This is a genomic window from Nonomuraea recticatena (assembly GCF_039533245.1).
Lineage (GTDB): Bacteria > Actinomycetota > Actinomycetes > Streptosporangiales > Streptosporangiaceae > Nonomuraea > Nonomuraea roseola.
This window is the reverse complement of the sequence record NZ_BAAATE010000016.1, coordinates 160,943-177,588: the sequence shown is the minus strand read 5'-3', so window position 1 is coordinate 177,588 and position 16,646 is coordinate 160,943. Positions and strand designations below refer to the sequence as shown.

At 70.2% G+C, this 16,646-nt stretch carries 14 protein-coding genes and 1 pseudogene; 10 read left to right on the top strand and 5 right to left on the bottom strand.

Features of this window, described 5'->3' with window-relative positions:
* Window positions 1–33 precede the first annotated feature (33 nt).
* Complete coding sequence (locus ABFX50_RS28425) at window positions 34–1,428, top strand: LCP family protein (protein WP_346150429.1); 1,395 nt, start codon at window positions 34–36, stop codon at window positions 1,426–1,428.
* On the opposite strand, the gene ABFX50_RS28420 is transcribed toward ABFX50_RS28425, so the two are convergent.
* Complete coding sequence (locus ABFX50_RS28420) at window positions 1,405–2,142, bottom strand: SAM-dependent methyltransferase (protein WP_346150427.1); 738 nt, start codon at window positions 2,140–2,142, stop codon at window positions 1,405–1,407. The two genes, ABFX50_RS28425 and ABFX50_RS28420, sit on opposite strands and share 24 nt — an antisense overlap.
* Window positions 2,143–2,234: 92 nt before the next feature.
* Here ABFX50_RS28420 and ABFX50_RS28415 point away from each other — a divergent pair, with 92 nt between their 5' ends.
* The 6 genes and pseudogenes from ABFX50_RS28415 to ABFX50_RS28390 all read left to right on the top strand — a co-directional run bounded on the left by ABFX50_RS28415 (window position 2,235) and on the right by ABFX50_RS28390 (window position 7,016).
* Entirely contained in the window at window positions 2,235–3,263 is a 1,029-nt protein-coding gene (locus ABFX50_RS28415; protein WP_346150425.1) for an ABC transporter substrate-binding protein, read from the top strand.
* A 1-nt stretch (window position 3,264) separates the two neighbouring features.
* A pseudogene (locus ABFX50_RS28410) lies at window positions 3,265–4,005 on the top strand (ABC transporter ATP-binding protein); the annotation flags it as partial.
* 209 nt (window positions 4,006–4,214) lie between these two features.
* Window positions 4,215–5,069 carry an ABC transporter permease gene (locus ABFX50_RS28405; RefSeq protein ID WP_346150423.1) on the top strand — a complete coding sequence of 285 codons (855 nt, stop codon included), beginning with the start codon at window positions 4,215–4,217 and terminating at the stop codon, window positions 5,067–5,069.
* Window positions 5,069–5,455: an RrF2 family transcriptional regulator gene (locus ABFX50_RS28400; protein ID WP_346150421.1), complete on the top strand. Its 387-nt coding sequence runs from the start codon at window positions 5,069–5,071 to the stop codon at window positions 5,453–5,455. Before ABFX50_RS28405 ends, ABFX50_RS28400 begins: the two co-directional genes overlap by 1 nt.
* A 169-nt stretch (window positions 5,456–5,624) precedes the next feature.
* Complete coding sequence (locus ABFX50_RS28395) at window positions 5,625–6,566, top strand: ATP-binding protein (protein ID WP_346150419.1); 942 nt, start codon at window positions 5,625–5,627, stop codon at window positions 6,564–6,566.
* A 63-nt stretch (window positions 6,567–6,629) separates the two neighbouring features.
* Entirely contained in the window at window positions 6,630–7,016 is a 387-nt protein-coding gene (locus ABFX50_RS28390; RefSeq protein ID WP_183653426.1) for an SCO5389 family protein, read from the top strand.
* Here ABFX50_RS28390 and ABFX50_RS28385 read toward each other — a convergent pair.
* The 3 genes from ABFX50_RS28385 to ABFX50_RS28375 all read right to left on the bottom strand — a co-directional run bounded on the left by ABFX50_RS28385 (window position 6,985) and on the right by ABFX50_RS28375 (window position 9,737).
* Entirely contained in the window at window positions 6,985–8,019 is a 1,035-nt protein-coding gene (locus ABFX50_RS28385; protein ID WP_346150417.1) for an LLM class flavin-dependent oxidoreductase, read from the bottom strand. The two genes, ABFX50_RS28390 and ABFX50_RS28385, sit on opposite strands and share 32 nt — an antisense overlap.
* Window positions 8,020–8,121: 102 nt before the next feature.
* Entirely contained in the window at window positions 8,122–8,790 is a 669-nt protein-coding gene (locus ABFX50_RS28380) for a ribonuclease HII (RefSeq protein WP_183653420.1), read from the bottom strand.
* Window positions 8,791–8,801: 11 nt separating this feature from the next.
* The gene (locus ABFX50_RS28375) at window positions 8,802–9,737 is read right to left on the bottom strand and encodes a LysR family transcriptional regulator (protein ID WP_346150415.1); all 936 of its coding nucleotides are present in this window, start codon (window positions 9,735–9,737) and stop codon (window positions 8,802–8,804) included.
* Between the two features lie 79 nt (window positions 9,738–9,816).
* Between ABFX50_RS28375 and ABFX50_RS28370 the strand changes: the two genes are divergently transcribed.
* From ABFX50_RS28370 to ABFX50_RS28360, 3 genes are all read left to right on the top strand, one after another.
* Window positions 9,817–11,097 carry a pyridoxal phosphate-dependent aminotransferase gene (locus ABFX50_RS28370; protein WP_346150413.1) on the top strand — a complete coding sequence of 427 codons (1,281 nt, stop codon included), beginning with the start codon at window positions 9,817–9,819 and terminating at the stop codon, window positions 11,095–11,097.
* A 152-nt stretch (window positions 11,098–11,249) separates the two neighbouring features.
* The gene (locus ABFX50_RS28365; RefSeq protein WP_183653411.1) at window positions 11,250–11,894 is read left to right on the top strand and encodes a GNAT family N-acetyltransferase; all 645 of its coding nucleotides are present in this window, start codon (window positions 11,250–11,252) and stop codon (window positions 11,892–11,894) included.
* 267 nt (window positions 11,895–12,161) lie between these two features.
* Window positions 12,162–15,098 (top strand): AfsR/SARP family transcriptional regulator, encoded by a 2,937-nt coding sequence (locus ABFX50_RS28360; protein ID WP_346150410.1) that lies wholly within the window; start codon window positions 12,162–12,164, stop codon window positions 15,096–15,098.
* Between the two features lie 264 nt (window positions 15,099–15,362).
* On the opposite strand, the gene ABFX50_RS28355 is transcribed toward ABFX50_RS28360, so the two are convergent.
* The gene (locus ABFX50_RS28355) at window positions 15,363–16,646 is read right to left on the bottom strand and encodes an FAD-binding oxidoreductase (protein WP_346150408.1); all 1,284 of its coding nucleotides are present in this window, start codon (window positions 16,644–16,646) and stop codon (window positions 15,363–15,365) included.

The following is a 16,646-nucleotide window of genomic DNA, read 5'->3' as shown; positions in this document are numbered from 1 at the left end:
AATCATCCCAAAACCGTTACTAACCTGTGATGGATGTGGATGGTTGGCGAAGAGCGTGACTTCCGTACAGGCGAGAGCATCGGTCTGACGATCGGCTCTGCCGTTTTGTGGGGGGTGGCGCACATCGCCACAGGACGGCAGCGCACCGGTTTCGCGCTCATGACCCTCTACCTCGTGGTGGTCGCGTTCATCATCACGCTGGCCACGGCGTTCAGGGGTCAGCTGCTCTCGCTGGCCGTCAGGCCCTCGTGGCTCATGGGGCTCACCATCGCCATCGCCTCGATCGCCGTCATCTGGTCGGTGGTGATCCTCTGGTCCTTCTGGCTGGTCAGGCCGGCCACCGCGGGCCGCAGCGCGGCCGCCGCCACCGCAGGGCTGCTCTGCCTGCTGATCATCGCGCCGAGCGCCTGGGCCACCCGCCTGGCCTACGTCTCCCATGACGTGGTGAGCAGCGTCTTCTCGGCCACCAGCACGACGCCCGTGGTCGCCATGGACCCGTGGAACGGCGCCCCTCGCGTCAACATCCTGCTGGTCGGCGCCGACGCGGCCGCGAACAGGGTCGGCGTCAGGACCGACAGCATGACGGTGGCCAGCGTCGACACCGCCACGGGCGCGACCACGCTGTTCAGCCTGCCGCGCAACCTGGAGCAGGTCCAGCTGCCCAAGGGCCCCGCCCGCGAGCGCTTCCCCTACGGGTTCACCGGCGAGGGTCCCCAGACCCCCGGCCTGCTCAACGAGGTCTACCAGTACGCCGAGGACCACCCCGAGATGGTGCCGGGCGTACGGGCCGGCCATCGCGGCTCCACCCTGCTCAAGGAGACCGTCAGCGACATCCTCGGCATCCCCGTGCGCTACTACGCCATGGTCGACATGGCCGGCTTCGCCGAGATGATCGACGCCATGGGCGGGGTGAAGATCACCATCAACGAGCCCATCGTCTACGGCAAGTACAACGAGGGCCTCCTGCCCGCGGGCACCCGCAAGCTGTCGGGCGCGGAGGCGCTCTGGTACGGCCGCTCGCGCACCAACAGCGACGACTACGTCCGCATGGGCCGTCAGAAGTGCCTGCTCAACGCGGTGGCCCAGCAGGCCGACCCGGTGACGCTGCTCAACAGCTTCGAGCGTCTCGCCACCGCCACCAAGCGGGCGATCTCCACCGACATCCCTCAGGACCTGCTGCCCGCCCTGGTCGACCTCGGTCAGAAGGTCAAGGGCACCCACATCAGAAGCCTGCAGTTCGTGCCGCCCCTGATCAGCACCGCCGACCCCGACTGGAACCTGATCAGGGACAAGGTGGCCGACGCGCTGGAGGACAGGCCGACCGGCCCCAAGCCGGCCACGGCCAAGCCCAGCTCGACCCCCGGCTCGACCCCCAGCGCGACCCCCAGCCCGCAGGGGCCGATCTCACTCGACCAGGTCTGCGGCTAGCAACAGCGTGACGAAGCCGAGCACGCCCCTGTAGCCGTTCAGCCACATCTCGCGGTGCTCCAGCGCCGCGGCCCTGGCCTGCTCACCGTCGGGACCCGGGTTCGCCAGCGCCCAGCGCAGCAGCGAGCCCGTCCACGACCACTCGTACTCGTCCCACTCGCCCAGTTCGCTGGTGTGGGCGTACACGGTGCGGAAGCCGGAGGCCTCGGCCCTGGCGACCGTGCGGGCCAGGTCCTCGTAGTCGCCGATCTCGGCGCGCAGCTCCTCGCTCGGCTGCTGCTCGTAGAACCCCTCACCGACCAGCGCGAGCCCGCCAGGCTTGAGGAACTTCCTGATCTGCTCCAGCGTCGGCGTCAGCCCGTCGAAGGCGTGCGTGGAGCCCACGCAGAGCACCAGGTCGTACGGCTCGGCCGGGCTGAAGTCCGTCGCGGACACCAGGTGCAGCCCGAGCCTGTCGGCCACGCCCTTCGCGGTGGCGGCGGCCCGCGCGGCGTCGAGGGCGGTCTGGGAGATGTCGACGCCGTCGCCGGTGGCGTCGCCGTACATCTCCAGCAGCCTGACGAGCCAGAAACCCTCACCGCAGCCGAGGTCGAGGACGCGCGCGCCCTCGGGCAGCCTGGCCCGGCGCAGCAGCCGGTCGAGGTGGGCCTCAGAGACCGGCGCGGCGATCTGGTGGTCGGCGTGAGCGAAGTGACTGATCAGTTGACGGTCCATGGCCCGTCACCCTATGCGCACTTGACGAGATGAATCCAAGGGGTTTTGATGTACACATAGCCGACTTATTAAGTAGGAAATTGGGAGTAGTGATGAAGAGGCTTGCCGCCGCTGTCGCCGTACTTGCTGTGACCACGCTCGCGGCTGCCTGCGGGTCCTCCCCCAGCGCATCCTCGGCCGAGAACAGGCAGGTGCGCCTGGGCTACTTCCCCAACATCACGCACGCCACGGCGCTCTACAGCATCGAGAAGGACCTGTACGCCAAGTCGCTCGGCGTCCCCGTGACGACCAGCACGTTCAACGCGGGACCCGCCGCCATCGAGGCGGTCTTCTCCGGCGCGGTCGACGCCACCTACATCGGCCCGAACCCGGCCATCAACGCCTGGGAGAAGTCCAAGGGCAAGGCGATCAACATCGTCGCTGGCGCCGCCTCGGGCGGCGTCTTCCTCGTCGTCAAGCCGGAGATCAACTCCGTCGAGGACCTCAAAGGCAAGAAGATCGCCACGCCGCAGCTCGGCAACACCCAGGACGTGGCCCTGCGGCACTGGCTGCTGGAGAAGGGCATCAAGACCGACACCAAGGGCGGCGGCGAGGTCAGCATCGTCCCGCAGGAGAACTCCCAGACGCTCCAGACCTTCGCCACCGGCGACATCGACGGCGCGTGGGTGCCCGAGCCGTTCGCCAGCCGCCTGGTCATCGAGAGCAAGGGCAAGATCCTTCAGGACGAGCGCGAGCTCTGGCCCGGCAAGCAGTTTGTGATCACCCACCTGATCGTCCGCCAGGAGTGGGCCAAGGCCAACCCCGACCTGCTCAAGAAGCTCGTCGAGGCGCACGTGCAGTCCACTCAGGAGATCAACGCCGACCCCGACGCCGCTGCCAAGGTCGTCAACGCCTCCGTCCAGAGGCTGACCGGCAAGCCGCTCAAGCCCGAGGTGCTGGCCAGCGCGTTCAAGAACATCACCTTCACCAACGACCCGATCGCCTCCTCGCTCACCGGCAGCGCGGACCACGCCGTGAAGGTCGGTCTGCTCAAGCCCGTCGACCTCAACGGCATCTACGCCCTGAAGACCCTCAACGAGGTCCTGGCCGCCAAGGGCCAGCAGTCGATCAAGGACAAGTGAGGTGACCGTCCAGGTGGACCGCCAGGTCGCGGTACGACTCGATGCAGTCTCCAAGCGCTACGGCGACCTGCTCGCGCTCGACAGGGTCGGGCTGAGCGTCGCCCCAGGTGAGTTCGTCTGCCTCCTGGGCGCCTCCGGCTGCGGCAAGAGCACGCTGCTCTCGCTCGTCGCCGGGCTCGACGAGCCCACGGCGGGCCAGATCACCACGACGGGCCGCAGGGTCGCGATGATGTTCCAGGAGCCCGCGCTGTTCCCCTGGCTCACCGTCGCCGCCAACGTCGAGATGGCGATGAGGGAGCTGCCCAGGCGCGAGCGGCGCGCCAGGGCGGAGGAGTTCCTGGAGATGGTCCACCTGGGCGGCTTCGGCAGGAAGCGGCCCCACGAACTGTCCGGCGGCATGCGCCAGCGCGTCGCCCTGGCCCGCTCGCTGGCCCAGGACGCCGACGTGCTGCTCATGGACGAGCCGTTCGGCGCGCTCGACGCCATGACCCGCGACCTGCTGCACGACGAGCTGGAGCGGATCTGGCGCGAGCGGGAGCTGTCGGTCCTGTTCGTCACCCACAACGTCCGCGAGGCCGTACGGCTTGGCGACCGGGTCGTGCTGCTGAGCAGCAGGCCCGGCAAGGTCGTCGAGGAGTTCCCCGTGCGGTTGGCGCGGCCTCGCCGTACGGACTCGGCGGAGGTGGCGACGCTGGCCGCCCGCATCACCGACCAGCTCAAGCAGGAGGTCGCCCGCCACGCGGAGACCTCAGGCAGGACCTCCGCCGCCCGCCCCGCCGAACCCTCCCCACAGCCTTCCGCCGAACAGACGGCCACGCCTCCGGCGGAGACCGCCTCGGCGGAGACGGCTTCGGCTGAGACGGCTTCGGCACAGAACCACACGGAAGGGACCGTTTCGGCGCGGAACCATCCGGCGGAGACCGCCTCGGCGCGGAACGGAGGAGCGCGCTCGTGAGCACCGACACGCACGCGGCCCAGCTGGCCGGTCTCGACGCCCTCGAGATCCAGGAGAAGCGACGCCGCCACCTCGTCACCCGCCTCTGGGCCAGGTTGTGGCCGATCACCCTCGCCGTCGGCATCGTGCTGGCCATCTGGCAGGGCGTGGTCTGGGCCGGGTTCTGGGAGCCCTGGGTCTTCGCCGGCCCCACGGAGGTCTTCCCTGTCCTGTACGAGCGCCTCGGCACCGCCGAGTTCTGGCAGGCCGTCGGGGTCACCATGCGCCGCGCGGTCACCGGCTTCGCCGCCGCCGTCCTGATCGGGCTGATCGTCGGTGCGCTCGTCTCCAGGATCAAGGTGCTGCGGGCCGCCTTCGGCTCGCTCATCACCGGCCTGCAGACCATGCCGTCGATCGCCTGGTTCCCCCTGGCGATCCTGCTGTTCAAGCTGAGCGAGAGCGCCATCATCTTCGTGGTGATCCTCGGAGCCGCACCCTCCATCGCCAACGGCCTCATCACCGGCGTCGACTACACCCCGCCGCTCCTCCTACGCGCGGGACACGTGCTCGGCTTCCGCAGGCTCCAGCTCTACCTGCACGTGATCCTGCCCGCGTCCCTGCCGTCGTTCCTCGCCGGCCTCAAGCAGGGCTGGGCCTTCGCCTGGCGGTCGCTGATGGCGGGCGAGATCGTGGTCATCATCGCCAACCAGCCCTCGCTCGGCGAACAGCTCCACTACGCCAGGGAACTGGCCGACTCGGCGGGCCTCCTGGCCACGATGATCGTCGTCCTGGTGCTCGGCATCGTCATCGACCTGCTCTTCGAGACCGGCGACAACGCCCTGCGCCGCCGCTGGGGCCTGCGGGCAGGCTGATGCATCTGTCCGCGCGAACCCAGTACGCGTTGCGGGCGCTGACCGAGCTGGCCGCGGCGCCACCAGGGCCTGTCCCCGCCGAACGGATCGCCACCGTGCAGGGCATCCCCCGCAAGTTCCTCGACAACATCCTGCTCCCACTCCGCAGAGCGGGACTCATCCGCAGCCAGCGCGGACCCGAAGGCGGGTACTGGCTCGCCAGGCCCGCCGACGAGATCACGCTGGCGGAGGTGATCCTGCTGATCGAGGGACGGCACGAGCACGGCGACTACCCGGGGGTGGCGCAGCCGCTCGCCGAGCTGTGGACCGCGCTACGCGAACACGAGGAGCGCCTGCTCACCGAGATCACCTTCGCCCAGATCGTCACCTCCCGCGCCACCCCCTAACCGTGAACGGCTCACGAGTTTGTCACTCGAGACGGACAGAGCAGCGCCAGGGTTCGCCGTGGGTTGTTCGCCGGTTCGGCAAAATCCTTCGGCATCCGGGCCGCCTCCCGCGCTCCGCTGTGCCATGCTCAATCGGAAACGGTTTTCATACTCAGATGGGATCGTCGACGTGAGAGTGGCGTTCGTTGGCAAGGGCGGCAGCGGCAAGACCACGGTGTCCGCACTGTTCGCGAGATACGTGGCGAGTCTGGGCGACCCCGTGGTCGCCGTCGACGCCGACATCAACCAGCACCTGGCGCTGGTGCTCGGCCTTGAGGAGGCGCCCGAGCCGCTCGGCGCGCACCTCACGGAGATCAAGGAGCTGCTGCGCGGCTCCAACCCCCTGATCGCGAGCGCCGAGGCGATGGTCAAGACGACCCCGCCGGGGCGCGGCTCCCGCATCCTTCGCTTCGACGACCTGCCGTACACCGTGCGGACCCCCGAGGGGCCGCGCCTCATGGCCACCGGGCCCTTCAGCGAGGACGACCTCGGCGTGGCCTGCTACCACTCCAAGGTCGGCGCGGTGGAGCTGCTGCTCAACCACCTGGTCGACGGGCACGGCGAGTACGTGGTCGTGGACATGACCGCCGGTGCCGACTCCTTCGCCTCCGGCCTGTTCACCAGGTTCGACCTGACGTTCCTCGTCGCGGAGCCGACCAGGCAGGGCGTGAGCGTCTACCGGCAGTACCGCGAGTACGCCGCCGACTACGACGTCCCCATCGCGGTGGTCGGCAACAAGGTGCACGGACCCGACGACGTGGAGTTCCTGCGCGAGCACGTCGGCGACGACCTGCTGACCTGGATGGAGCACTCCACGGCGGTCCGCGCCATGGAGCAGGGCCGCCCCTTCACCCTCGACGACCTGGAGCCCGCCAACGCCGAGGCGCTGTCGGTGCTGGTCAAGGCGGTCGACTCGCGCGAGAAGGACTGGGTTCGCTTCGGCCACCAGGCGGCGGAGTTCCACCTGCGCAACGCCCGCGCCTGGGCCAACGAGCGCACGGGGCTCGACCTGTCCGCGCAGATCGATCCCGGCTTCGTGTACGGCCCCGCGTCACTCGACTGTCGCCCTTAAGCCATCTGGAGCACTCCCGACTCCCCACCTAGCGTCAAGTAGTTCCCTTTGAGAGGAGACAGCATGTCGCTGACCGTTCCGAACGATCTACTCGAACAGGCCAAGGCCGGACACGTGGACGACGCGGCCTTCGTCGCCTGCGTCCGCGACTCCCTGCCCTACGCCTGGTCGATGATCAGCGAGCTGGTCAAGCAGCGTGAGCACTCAGGCGCCGAGTTCACCGACAACCACACCCCGCCGCCCGACGAGGAGGCCCGCGGCCAGCTCCTTCGCTGCCTGGCGAGCGACTCGATGCGCGGCGCCCTCGAACGTCACTTCGGGGTACGGCTCGCCTTCCAGAACTGCCACAGGGTCGCGGTGTTCGACCCGGCCGCCACCGAAGCCCTGCGCGAGTTCGTCACCCCGAGGGCGCAGATCCTCAACCAGAGTCCCGAGCTCGTCGACTGCTGAGCCTCGGTAGCACCTCGGCGCCCAGGCGCCTGATGTTCTCGAGGGTGCGGGCCGTGTCTCCCGCGCCCTCGACCATCAGGACGAGATGCTCGATCCCGGTGGCCTCCCTGGTCCGCTCGATCGCCGCGACGCAGTGATCGGCGTCGCCGACCGGATGCACCTCCGTCAGGAACTCCACGTACTTCCCGACCTCCCGCACCGGCCGCGCCCTGCCGTCCACCGGCACGTATCCGGCCAGCCCGGGCTCGAGCCACCGCGGCATCGCCTCGCGCAGCTCCCGTACGGCCCGCGCGGTGCTGTCCCCCACGAACCCCACGGCCGCGGCCACATGCGCGACGCCGTCGCCCTCCCCCAGGCCGCCGCCCGAGAGCGTCGAGCGGCGGGTCGCCTCATAGGAAGCGACGGCCGCCGCCTTCTCCTCGTCGTCGATGTGCATGCCGAGCAGCATCGGCAGGCCGCGTTCGGCCGCCAGCCGGGTCGTCTCCTGCGACGTGCACGCCACCACGGGAGTCATCCGCGCCGACGGGACCATCGCCACCTCGCGGAAGGCGAAGAACTCCCCCTCCGCCGAGACCCGGTCGCGGCCCAGCGCCGCGCACAGGACGTCCAGGGACTCGGCCAACCCCCGCTCGAACCTCGGCAGCCCGGTGCCGAACACCTCCAGATCCACCCAGGGGCCGCCCCTGCCGACACCCAAGGCGAACCGTCCGCCCGACAGGTGGTGCAGCATCGCCGCCTGCTCGGCCAGCGCCACCGGGTGCTGGGTGGACAGCACGCTCACGGCCGTCCCGAGGTGGATGCGCGAGGTCCGCCCGAGCGCCATCGCGGCCATCGTGATCGCCGAGGGGCACACGCCGTAGGACATGAAGTGGTGCTCGGCGATCCACGCGTCGTCGAACCCCGCCTCCTCTGCCGCCACGACCGCCTCGACCGTGTCCCGCAGCACCTGACCTGGGTGCATGCCCGGAAACTGGGCAGCGATCAGAAATATCCCGATCCGCACCTTACCGATACTGACCGATTCTTGAAGGTCGAGACAGGGTCTCACACGTGACGTCGAGCGCTTCAGAACCTACTTCCCCACCATCGAACTGGTCTGTCCCAACTAGCCGAAGAGGGAGATCTGGCCCTCGCCGACCGCCGCGTCTCGGTGGATCTTGAGGTGGCGCCACTGCGGGAGGTCGTCCAGGTACGACCACGAGAGCCGATGGTGCGCCGTGGGTCCATGCGTCGCCAAGGCGCCCTGGTGCACGGGCGACGGATACCCCGCGTTCTCGCCGAAGCCGTACTCCTCGCACCCGATCGTCGCCATGTACGCGTCGCGTCGCTCCTTGGCCAGCACCGAGGCCGCCGCCACCGAGATCGACGCCTGGTCCCCCTTCACCTCCAGGCGGACCGGCCACGGCGAGCCGATGTAGTCGTGCGAGCCGTCCAGGATCACCACGTCGGGCCGCACGGGCAGCGCCTCCAGGGCCCGATGAGCGGCTCGGCGCAGCGCCTCTGTCATCCCCACCGTGTCGATCTCGGTGTGGGACGCCTCGCCGTAGCCGATGCCGCGCGCCCACGACTCCAGCAGCGGCACCAGGGCGGCCCTGCGAGCGGCGGACAGCTGCTTGGAGTCGGTCAGGCCGGCCGGTGGCGGCGACAGGTCGGTCACGACGGCGCAGACGGTGACAGGGCCCGCCCATGCGCCGCGGCCGACCTCGTCGATGCCCGCGACGATCTTCCCGCGCGGTCCTGACAGGAGCGTCTCGATGGAGTACGTGGGAGCCACGGCACCGAAGGCTACCGGTGCGCCAGCCGTACGGGCTCCAGATCGGCGGCGAGGAGGCGGGCGGCCACGTGGATGGCGCGCAGCGTCACCGACACCGACGGACGGTGGACGCTGGAGCCCCTGGCGACGGCGTTCACGTCGCGTCCGACGGGAGAGCCTGGGAACTCCCTGACGGCGATGCCGCGCACGCCCGCCGCCAGCGCCAGCGCGGGCACGGCGGCGATGCCGATGCCCTTGGCCACCAGGGAGAGGATCGTCCCGAGGCCCTCGAACTCCCACGGGGTGGGCCTGGCGCCGCCGACGTCGGCGAAGAGCCTGTCGACGGCCAGGCGGGACGGCTCGCCGTCGGGCGTGGCCATCCATGGCTCGTCGCGCAGTTCGCGCAGGTCGATGGGCACGTCGACGGCGGCGAGCCGGTGCTTGCGCGGCACGACGAGGACGAGGGGGTCGTGCAGGAGCGGGAAGACCCTGAGGGAGTCGCTGTCGCGCGCCCTGCCGTACCAGTCGTCGACGAGGGCGATGTCCACCTCACCCGACTGCACCTCGCGCATGCCCCGGCCCGAGCGGGACTGCCCGAGCCTCAGCGTCAGCCCGGTGTGGCGGCGCAGCGAGCGGGCGAGCGCGGGCGCGAAGGCCACGGCGGCCGTCGGGAAGGCGGTCAGCACGACCCGGCCGGTGGGGGTGCCGGCCTGCGCCGACAGGTCGGACTCCGCCTCCTCCACCATCGTGAGGATCCGCTCGGCGTGGGCGACGAGCCTGCGCCCGGCGTCGGTCAGCTCGGCGCTGCGCGCGGTGCGGTCGAGCAGCGCGGTGCCGGTCTCGCGTTCGAGCGCGGCCAGTTGCTGCGAGACCGCCGAAGGGCTGTAGCCGAGCGACTCGGCGACCCCCGCGATGCTCCCTCTGCGGGAGAACTCGCAGATCAAGATGAGACGGCGAAAATCGAGCATCGGACTTCCTTATGCCTACCCATGAAAAGCCTCGCTTGTGCTGATGCCTTCATACAACCAGGCTGGGAACGTGACAAACATGACCGTGACACTGTCCGCCACCTTGGCGGCCAACGAAGACATCGAGCGAAGACGACGCGCCGGGGAACGCGTGCTGCACCTGGCCTTCGGTGAGGCCGGTCTGCCCGTCCACCCGGCGCTGCGCCACAAGCTCGTCGCCGCCTCCGACCTGAACGGCTACGGGCCGGTGGCGGGGGCCGCGGAGTTGCGCAAGGCGGCGGCGGGTTACTGGACTCGAAGGGGACTCGTCACCGAACCCGACCTGGTCGTGTGCGGGCCTGGCAGCAAGTCGCTGCTGTACGGCCTGCTGCTGGCCATCGGCGGGGACGTCGTGCTGACCCAGCCGAGCTGGGTCAGCTACGCCGCACAGGCCGACCTGGTCGGATCCAGACCGATCATGGTTCCTGCGCCCCCCGGTGAGGGAGGGGCGCCCGACCCCGATCGCGTCGCCTCCGCCGTGCTGCACGCCCGTTCCCAGGGCAGGACCGTCCGCTCCGTGCTCGTGACACTGCCCGACAACCCCACGGGACGGCTCGCGACGCCGCAGACCATCGGCCGCCTGGTCGAGGTCGCCCGCGAGCTCGACCTCACGATCATCTCCGACGAGATCTACCGCGACCTCGTCCACGACACGCAGACGCCGTTCCTGTCGCCCGCCGACCTGGCTCCCGAGCGGACCGTGATCACCACGGGCCTGAGCAAGAGCCTGGCCCTCGGCGGCTGGCGCATCGGCGTGGCCAGGCTGCCGAACCAGGACCTGCTCGGCAAGATGCTCGCGATCGCCAGCGAGATCTGGTCGGCCCCCGCCGCTCCCGTCCAGGAGGCGGCCACCTACGCCTTCACCGAGCCGCCCGAGTTGGTCGAGCGCGTCGTGCGGAGCAGGAGGCTGCACGGCGTGGTCGCGCACGCCGTCCACGCGGCCTTCGTGGCGGCCGGGGCCAGTGTGCCGCTCCCGCAGGGCGGCTTCTACCTGTACCCGGATCTGGGCTACCTCCAGGCGGGCGGCTCCGTCGAGGTGACCAAGCTGCTGCTCAACGATCACGGCATCGCCGTCCTCCCGGGACAGGCCTTCGGGGACGACCCCTCGGCGGCCAGGGTGAGGGTGGCGACCAGCCTCATGTACGGCGAGAGCCCCGAGGAGCGCATGACCGCGCTGACCTCCTCCGACCCGCTCTCGCTGCCATGGATCGCGGCCAATCTCGAGCACCTGTCGACGGGTCTGCGCACCCTCTCGGCGCAGCGGACGGCGCCCCGGCGATCCCGGCGCGCGACGCTGCTTCCAACCCCGGTGCACGGCTAGGCATCGGTTTGGCAAACTTTGCTCCTCAGGCTGATCGCTGAGCCCTACGATCAGCCCCTTGACCTGGGGAAACGGCATCACTGCAGAAAGCTGCAAAAGATAGCCCGTGAGTCCTGGTATCTCGTGGGGCGCGCAAGCCCCATCATGTGCTCATGCCCGCTTTTGTCACCCTGTCCGGGCGCCTCGTGCGCCTGGAACCTCTCAGCCTCGCGGCGGTCGATGACCTCGTCGCCGCGGCGAGTGAAGACCGCTCCACGTATGCCTTCACTCGTGTTCCCGATGGGCGGGAAGAGATGGTCTCCTACGTGGAGGCCGCTATGGCTGAGCAGGCGGAAGGCCGGACGATGCCTTTCGCCATCCGGTGGCTCCACACCGACCGCGTCGTCGGTGCCACCCGCCTCATGCACCTGGAGTACTGGCAGGGCCCCATGCCCTGGCCTCCGGGCACGCGTGGCGCGGTGGGCGAAGTCCCTTCCGTCGCCGACATCGGCTACACCTGGCTCTCCGCTGCGGCGCAGGGCACAGGCGTGAACAGGGAGAGCAAGTTCCTGATGCTCTCGCTGGCCTTCGACACCTGGGGCGTCCACCGCATCACTCTCAAAGCAGACGTTCGCAACACGCGATCCCGGGCCGCGATCGAGGCTCTCGGCGCGCACCTTGACGGTGTGCGACGGGCAGACAGCCGAGGCGCCGACGATACGGTCCGAGATACCGCCTACTACTCGATCCTGAGCTCGGAGTGGCCCATGGTTCGAGAACGGATGGCTCAGAGACTCGGTCTCGTCGAAGCCGCATAAATACGTTCCTACGAACAGAACTCGGACACGAAGGCCCTGCCCGCTTGCGTCGGGCAGGGCCTGGTGTTCTTTCTGGGCCTGAAAGGCACGACCGCCCCCGTTGAACTGGGTCATGCCCTTGTGAGAACAAGCATCCGCCGGAGGGCTCAACGCCCGATCAACGCGGAATCAACGCTTTGGTTAACGAAGTGACCTGCCTCTATGGGGAGCGAGGTCATGGACCTATCATTGGTAGCAAATTGTTCCATTGCGTTGGAGACTGAAGGCATGGCTGGTGAGGGACTACGTTTCGCCGTGCTCGGTCCCATCCGCGCGTGGCGTGGGGGCGACGAACTCGATCTCGGCACTCCGCTTCAGCGTTCGATCCTCGCGATGCTGCTCCTCAGGGAGGGTCGCGCGGTCACCCCGACCGAGATGATCGACGCGGTGTGGGGCGAGGACGCGCCACCGAGGGCTCTGGGCGCGCTGCGCACCTACGTCTCGCGGTTACGCACGGTCCTCGAGCCCGATCGCTCACCGCGCTCACGCCCTGAGCTGCTCACCTCCGTCGGCAAGGGTTACGCGCTGCGCACCTCCGCCCTCGACCTGACGCTCTTCGAGCGGGGGGTCCAGGAGGCCGAGTCGATGCGCAAGGCCGGCAGGCCGGCCGAGGCCGCCGACAGCCTGCGCGCCGCTCTGGCGCTGTGGGAGGGCGAGCCGCTGGCCGGAGCCGTCGGCCCCTACGCCGAACACCAGCGCGACCGGCTGATCGAGTGCCGCATCAGCGCGATCGAGCAGCTCATGGATCTCGACCTGGAGCTCGGCAGGCACGCCTCGGTGGTCTCCGAGCTCATCGCGCTCACCGCCGACCACCCGCTGCGTGAGCGGCTGCGCGCCCAGCTCATGCTGGCCTACTACCGGTGCGGACGGCAGGGCGACGCGCTCGCGGTGTTCACCGACACCCGCGACGCCCTCATCGAGGAGCTGGGCATCGAGCCAGGGCCCGAGCTGGCCGCCCTGCACCAGAAGATCCTCTCCGCCGACCCCGGCCTCGCTGTGGACGAGCCCGTCGCCGAGGAGCAGGAGAGCGTCCACGACCTGCCTCGCCCCGCCCAGCTGCCCGCCGCCGTCAACGACTTCACCGGGCGCAGGGAACTCGTCGCCAGGCTGAGGACGATGCTGTCCACCCAGACCGACAGCGTCCCCGTGGCGACGATCTGCGGCATCGGCGGGGTCGGCAAGACCGCGCTCGCCGTCCACGTGGCGCACGCGTGCGACGACCTGTTCCCCGACGGCCAGCTCTACGCCGACCTGCGCGGCTTCACCGACGAGGCGACGGCGCCCGAGTCGACGCTCGGAGCGTTCCTGCGCGCGCTCGGCATCCCCCCTGACGTCATCCCCGAGGGGCTGTCCGAGCGGGCCGCCCTCTACCGCTCGCTGCTGGCCGACCGGCGCATCCTGGTGCTGCTCGACAACGCGCGCGACACCCGGCAGGTCAGCCAGCTGCTGCCTGGCTCGCCCGGGTGCGCGGCGATGGTCACCAGCAGGGTGAAGCTGGCCGACCTGCCCTCGGCCAGGCTGATCGACCTCGACGTGATGGAGCCCGACGAGGCGCTGTCGCTGTTCGCCGCCGTGGCGGGCCCCGAGCGGGTGGCCGCCGAGCGGGCCGCGGCGATGGACGTCGTCGCGGCCTGCGGCTTCCTGCCGCTGGCCGTGCGGATCGTCGCCGCCAGGCTGGCCGCGAGGCCCTCGTGGACGGTCGCCTCGCTGGCGCCGCGCCTGGCCGACGAGCAGCGCCGCCTCGACGAGCTGCGCGTGGGCGACCTGGCCGTGGAGGCCACCTTCGCCCTCGGGTACGGCCAGCTCGACGCCGCCCAGGCCCGCGCCTTCAGGTTGCTCAGCCTGCCGAACGGGCCCGACATCTCGACAGGGGCGGCGGCCGCGGTCCTGGCGCTTCCCGCGCTCGAGACCGAGGACCTGCTGGAGTCGCTGGTGGACGCCAGCCTCCTGGAAGCGCACGCGCCGGGCCGCTACCGCTTCCACGATCTGCTCAAGCTCTTCGCCAGGCGGACCATGGACAAGACCGAGCAGCCCCAGGCCAGAACCATGGCGCTGAGGCGGCTGCTCGGCTTCTACCTGGCCTCTGCCCAGTCGGCGCACCGGCTCGCCTACGAAGGCAGCATGATCGCCGACAATCTGGTCGTGGTCGGCAGCGGGCGCACGTTCGCCTCGGCCGACGACGCCGTGGCCTGGCTCATCTCCGAAGGCGACAACCTGTTCGCGGTGATCGGGCAGGCCGCCGAGTTCTCGCGCGCCGCCGAGCAGCTGCTGCCGGCCGCCGATCTCATCGTGGCCATGGAACCGCTGCTGGAGTCCGGCACCCACGCCCGGGAGTTCGACCTGGCCGCCAGGGCCACCCTGGCCACCGCCATCAAGATCGGCGACGAGGGCAGCGAGCTGCGCGCCCGTTACGTCCTCGGCCGCACCCTGTTCGGCGCCAACAAGCTTCCCGAGGCCGAGGGGCAGTTCAGGCTCGTGCTCGACCTGTCCACCACCCGTAACGAGCGCGTCCTCATGGGCGAGGTGCTCAACGCGCTGGCCGTGGTCTCCGGACGGCTGCGCCGCCACAACGAGGCGCTCGGCTGGTTCGACGCGGCCACCACGTTCTACAGGGAGAACGGTGTGCCGGCGGGCGAGGCGCTGGTGCTCAGCTACTCGGCCCGCGACCATCTCGGCCTCGGCCGTCCGGACGACGCCATCGCCGCCGCGGAGAAGGGCCTGGCCATCTTCACCGAGATCGGCAGCGGGGCGGGCACCGCCCGAGCCCGCTACCACCTCGGCATCGTGCTGTCGCGCGTCGGACGCCTCAACGAGGCCGTCCACCACCACGCCGAGTGCCTGGCCTTCTTCAGGGCGAGCAACCAGCGGGTGTGGGAGCAGCGGGTGTGCGTCAGGCTGGCCGAGACGTTCATCGCGGCCGAGCGCTTCGCCGACGCCGTGCGCCACGCGGAGCAGGCCCTGGCCGTCAGCCGCGACATCGGTCACCCCTACGGCGAGGGACTCTCGCTCGCGGTGCTCGGCAGGGCCCTGCGAGGCACGGGGAACTCCTCCAGGAGCGCCGACTGCCTACGCGAGGCCTTCGACATCCTCACCAGGCTCGGAGCTCCCGAGGCCGGGGACCTCAAGATCCTCCTCGCCGGGGCTCCCGTCGTCGTCGAGTCCTAAGTACAACTCCTCATCCAGACGTGTCATCCACACATGGTTGATCAAGGCCGGGTCTCTTTTCGGGTGCGGTGCGTGTTGGCCCGACCGACCGTCTGACCGTCACGCTTCGCCAGGGGGCCCGGTTTTCCGGATGCTCCACGTGACGGCTAGCCGCCTCACATCGACGGCCGGCCGGGCGACACGCCCCGTTTCTTTCGAACCCCCCGGGGCGTGTCCACGACTTCGAGCGTGCTCCGGTGCGCATGCAAACCAATCAACGCCCGATCAAACGGGGAAGTTGGCGCGGATCACCCGCTGCGGGTCGCGTGCCCGCTTGATCTCCCTCAGCCTGGCGGCCGTCTCCTCGGGGAAGGCGTCCGCCGCCCGCTCACCGGGGGCCAGGAAGGTGTACGCCTTGCGCCCGCTGACGTAGCCGTCGAGCGCACGGACGAGCCTGTCCTGGACCGAGGTGACGGCCTGGGCCAGCTGCGGGTTGAGCGACAGGCCCAGCATGTAGAGCAGGTAGGGCTCGGCCACGGCCGCGGCCGCTCCCTGCCCCTGCTCGGCCAGCGCCCCGCCCAGGTGCCTGAGCTGGACGTTGATCAGCGGCTCGGTCGGCTCGGCCAGCAGGATCTCCACGGCCGCGTCGTCGAGCCCGGTCAGCAGCTCCGCGCGGGACAGCGCGGGGCCGGGATCCTTGGGCTCCGCGGCGATGTCGCCCAGGTCGGCCACGGCCATGTCGGCGCGCGTGTCGCTCATCACCCCGTCGATCTTGTCGAGGCGGCTCAGCAGGGACTGCGCCTCGGCGCTCTCGCCCAGGTAGGTCACGTCCACGGCGACCATGGGCGGCGCAGAGGGGAAGCGCAGCCGGTTCAGCCAGACCGACAGCTCGGGCGGGGCCTCGGCGGTGATCTCCCTGAAGGCGTCCAGCACCTCGGCCGTGCGGTCGGCGTGCCAGATCATCCGCCCGCCGTAGAGGTCGGGAGCCGGGTAGAGGTCGAACTCGATCGCGGTGACCAGCGCGTAGTCACCGCCGCCGCCCCTGAGCGCCCAGAACAGGTCGGCGTCGGAGTCGGCGCTGACCCTGGCCATGGTGCCGTCGGCGTCGACGGTCTCGAAGGCCCTGACGCTGTCGGCGGCCCAGCCGTACGCGCGACTGAACCAGCTCAGGCCGCCGCCGAGGGTGTAGCCGGCCACGGACACCACGGGCGAGCTGCCCCCGAGAGCTGTCAGGCCGTGCGCGCCCGCGGCGGCCTGCACCTGGCCCCACCTGGCGCCCGCGCCCACGCGGGCCCACCGCTCGTCCACGTTGATCCGCACCTCGTCGAGCCTGCCCGTACGCAGCAGGATCGCGCCCTCGGTGTCGCCCGACGCGCCGTGACCGCTCGGCTGCGCCGTCACCGACAGTCCCGCCTGCCTGGCGTGGCGGACCACCGCCGCCACGTCGTCGGCGTCCTGGGCCTCCACCACGGCCGCGACCGGCTGGGCGACCGACAGGTTCCACGGCTTCGCCGCCTGCTCGAACCCCTCGTCACCGGGGAGGAGCATCGTGCCCTTGATGTTCGTCAT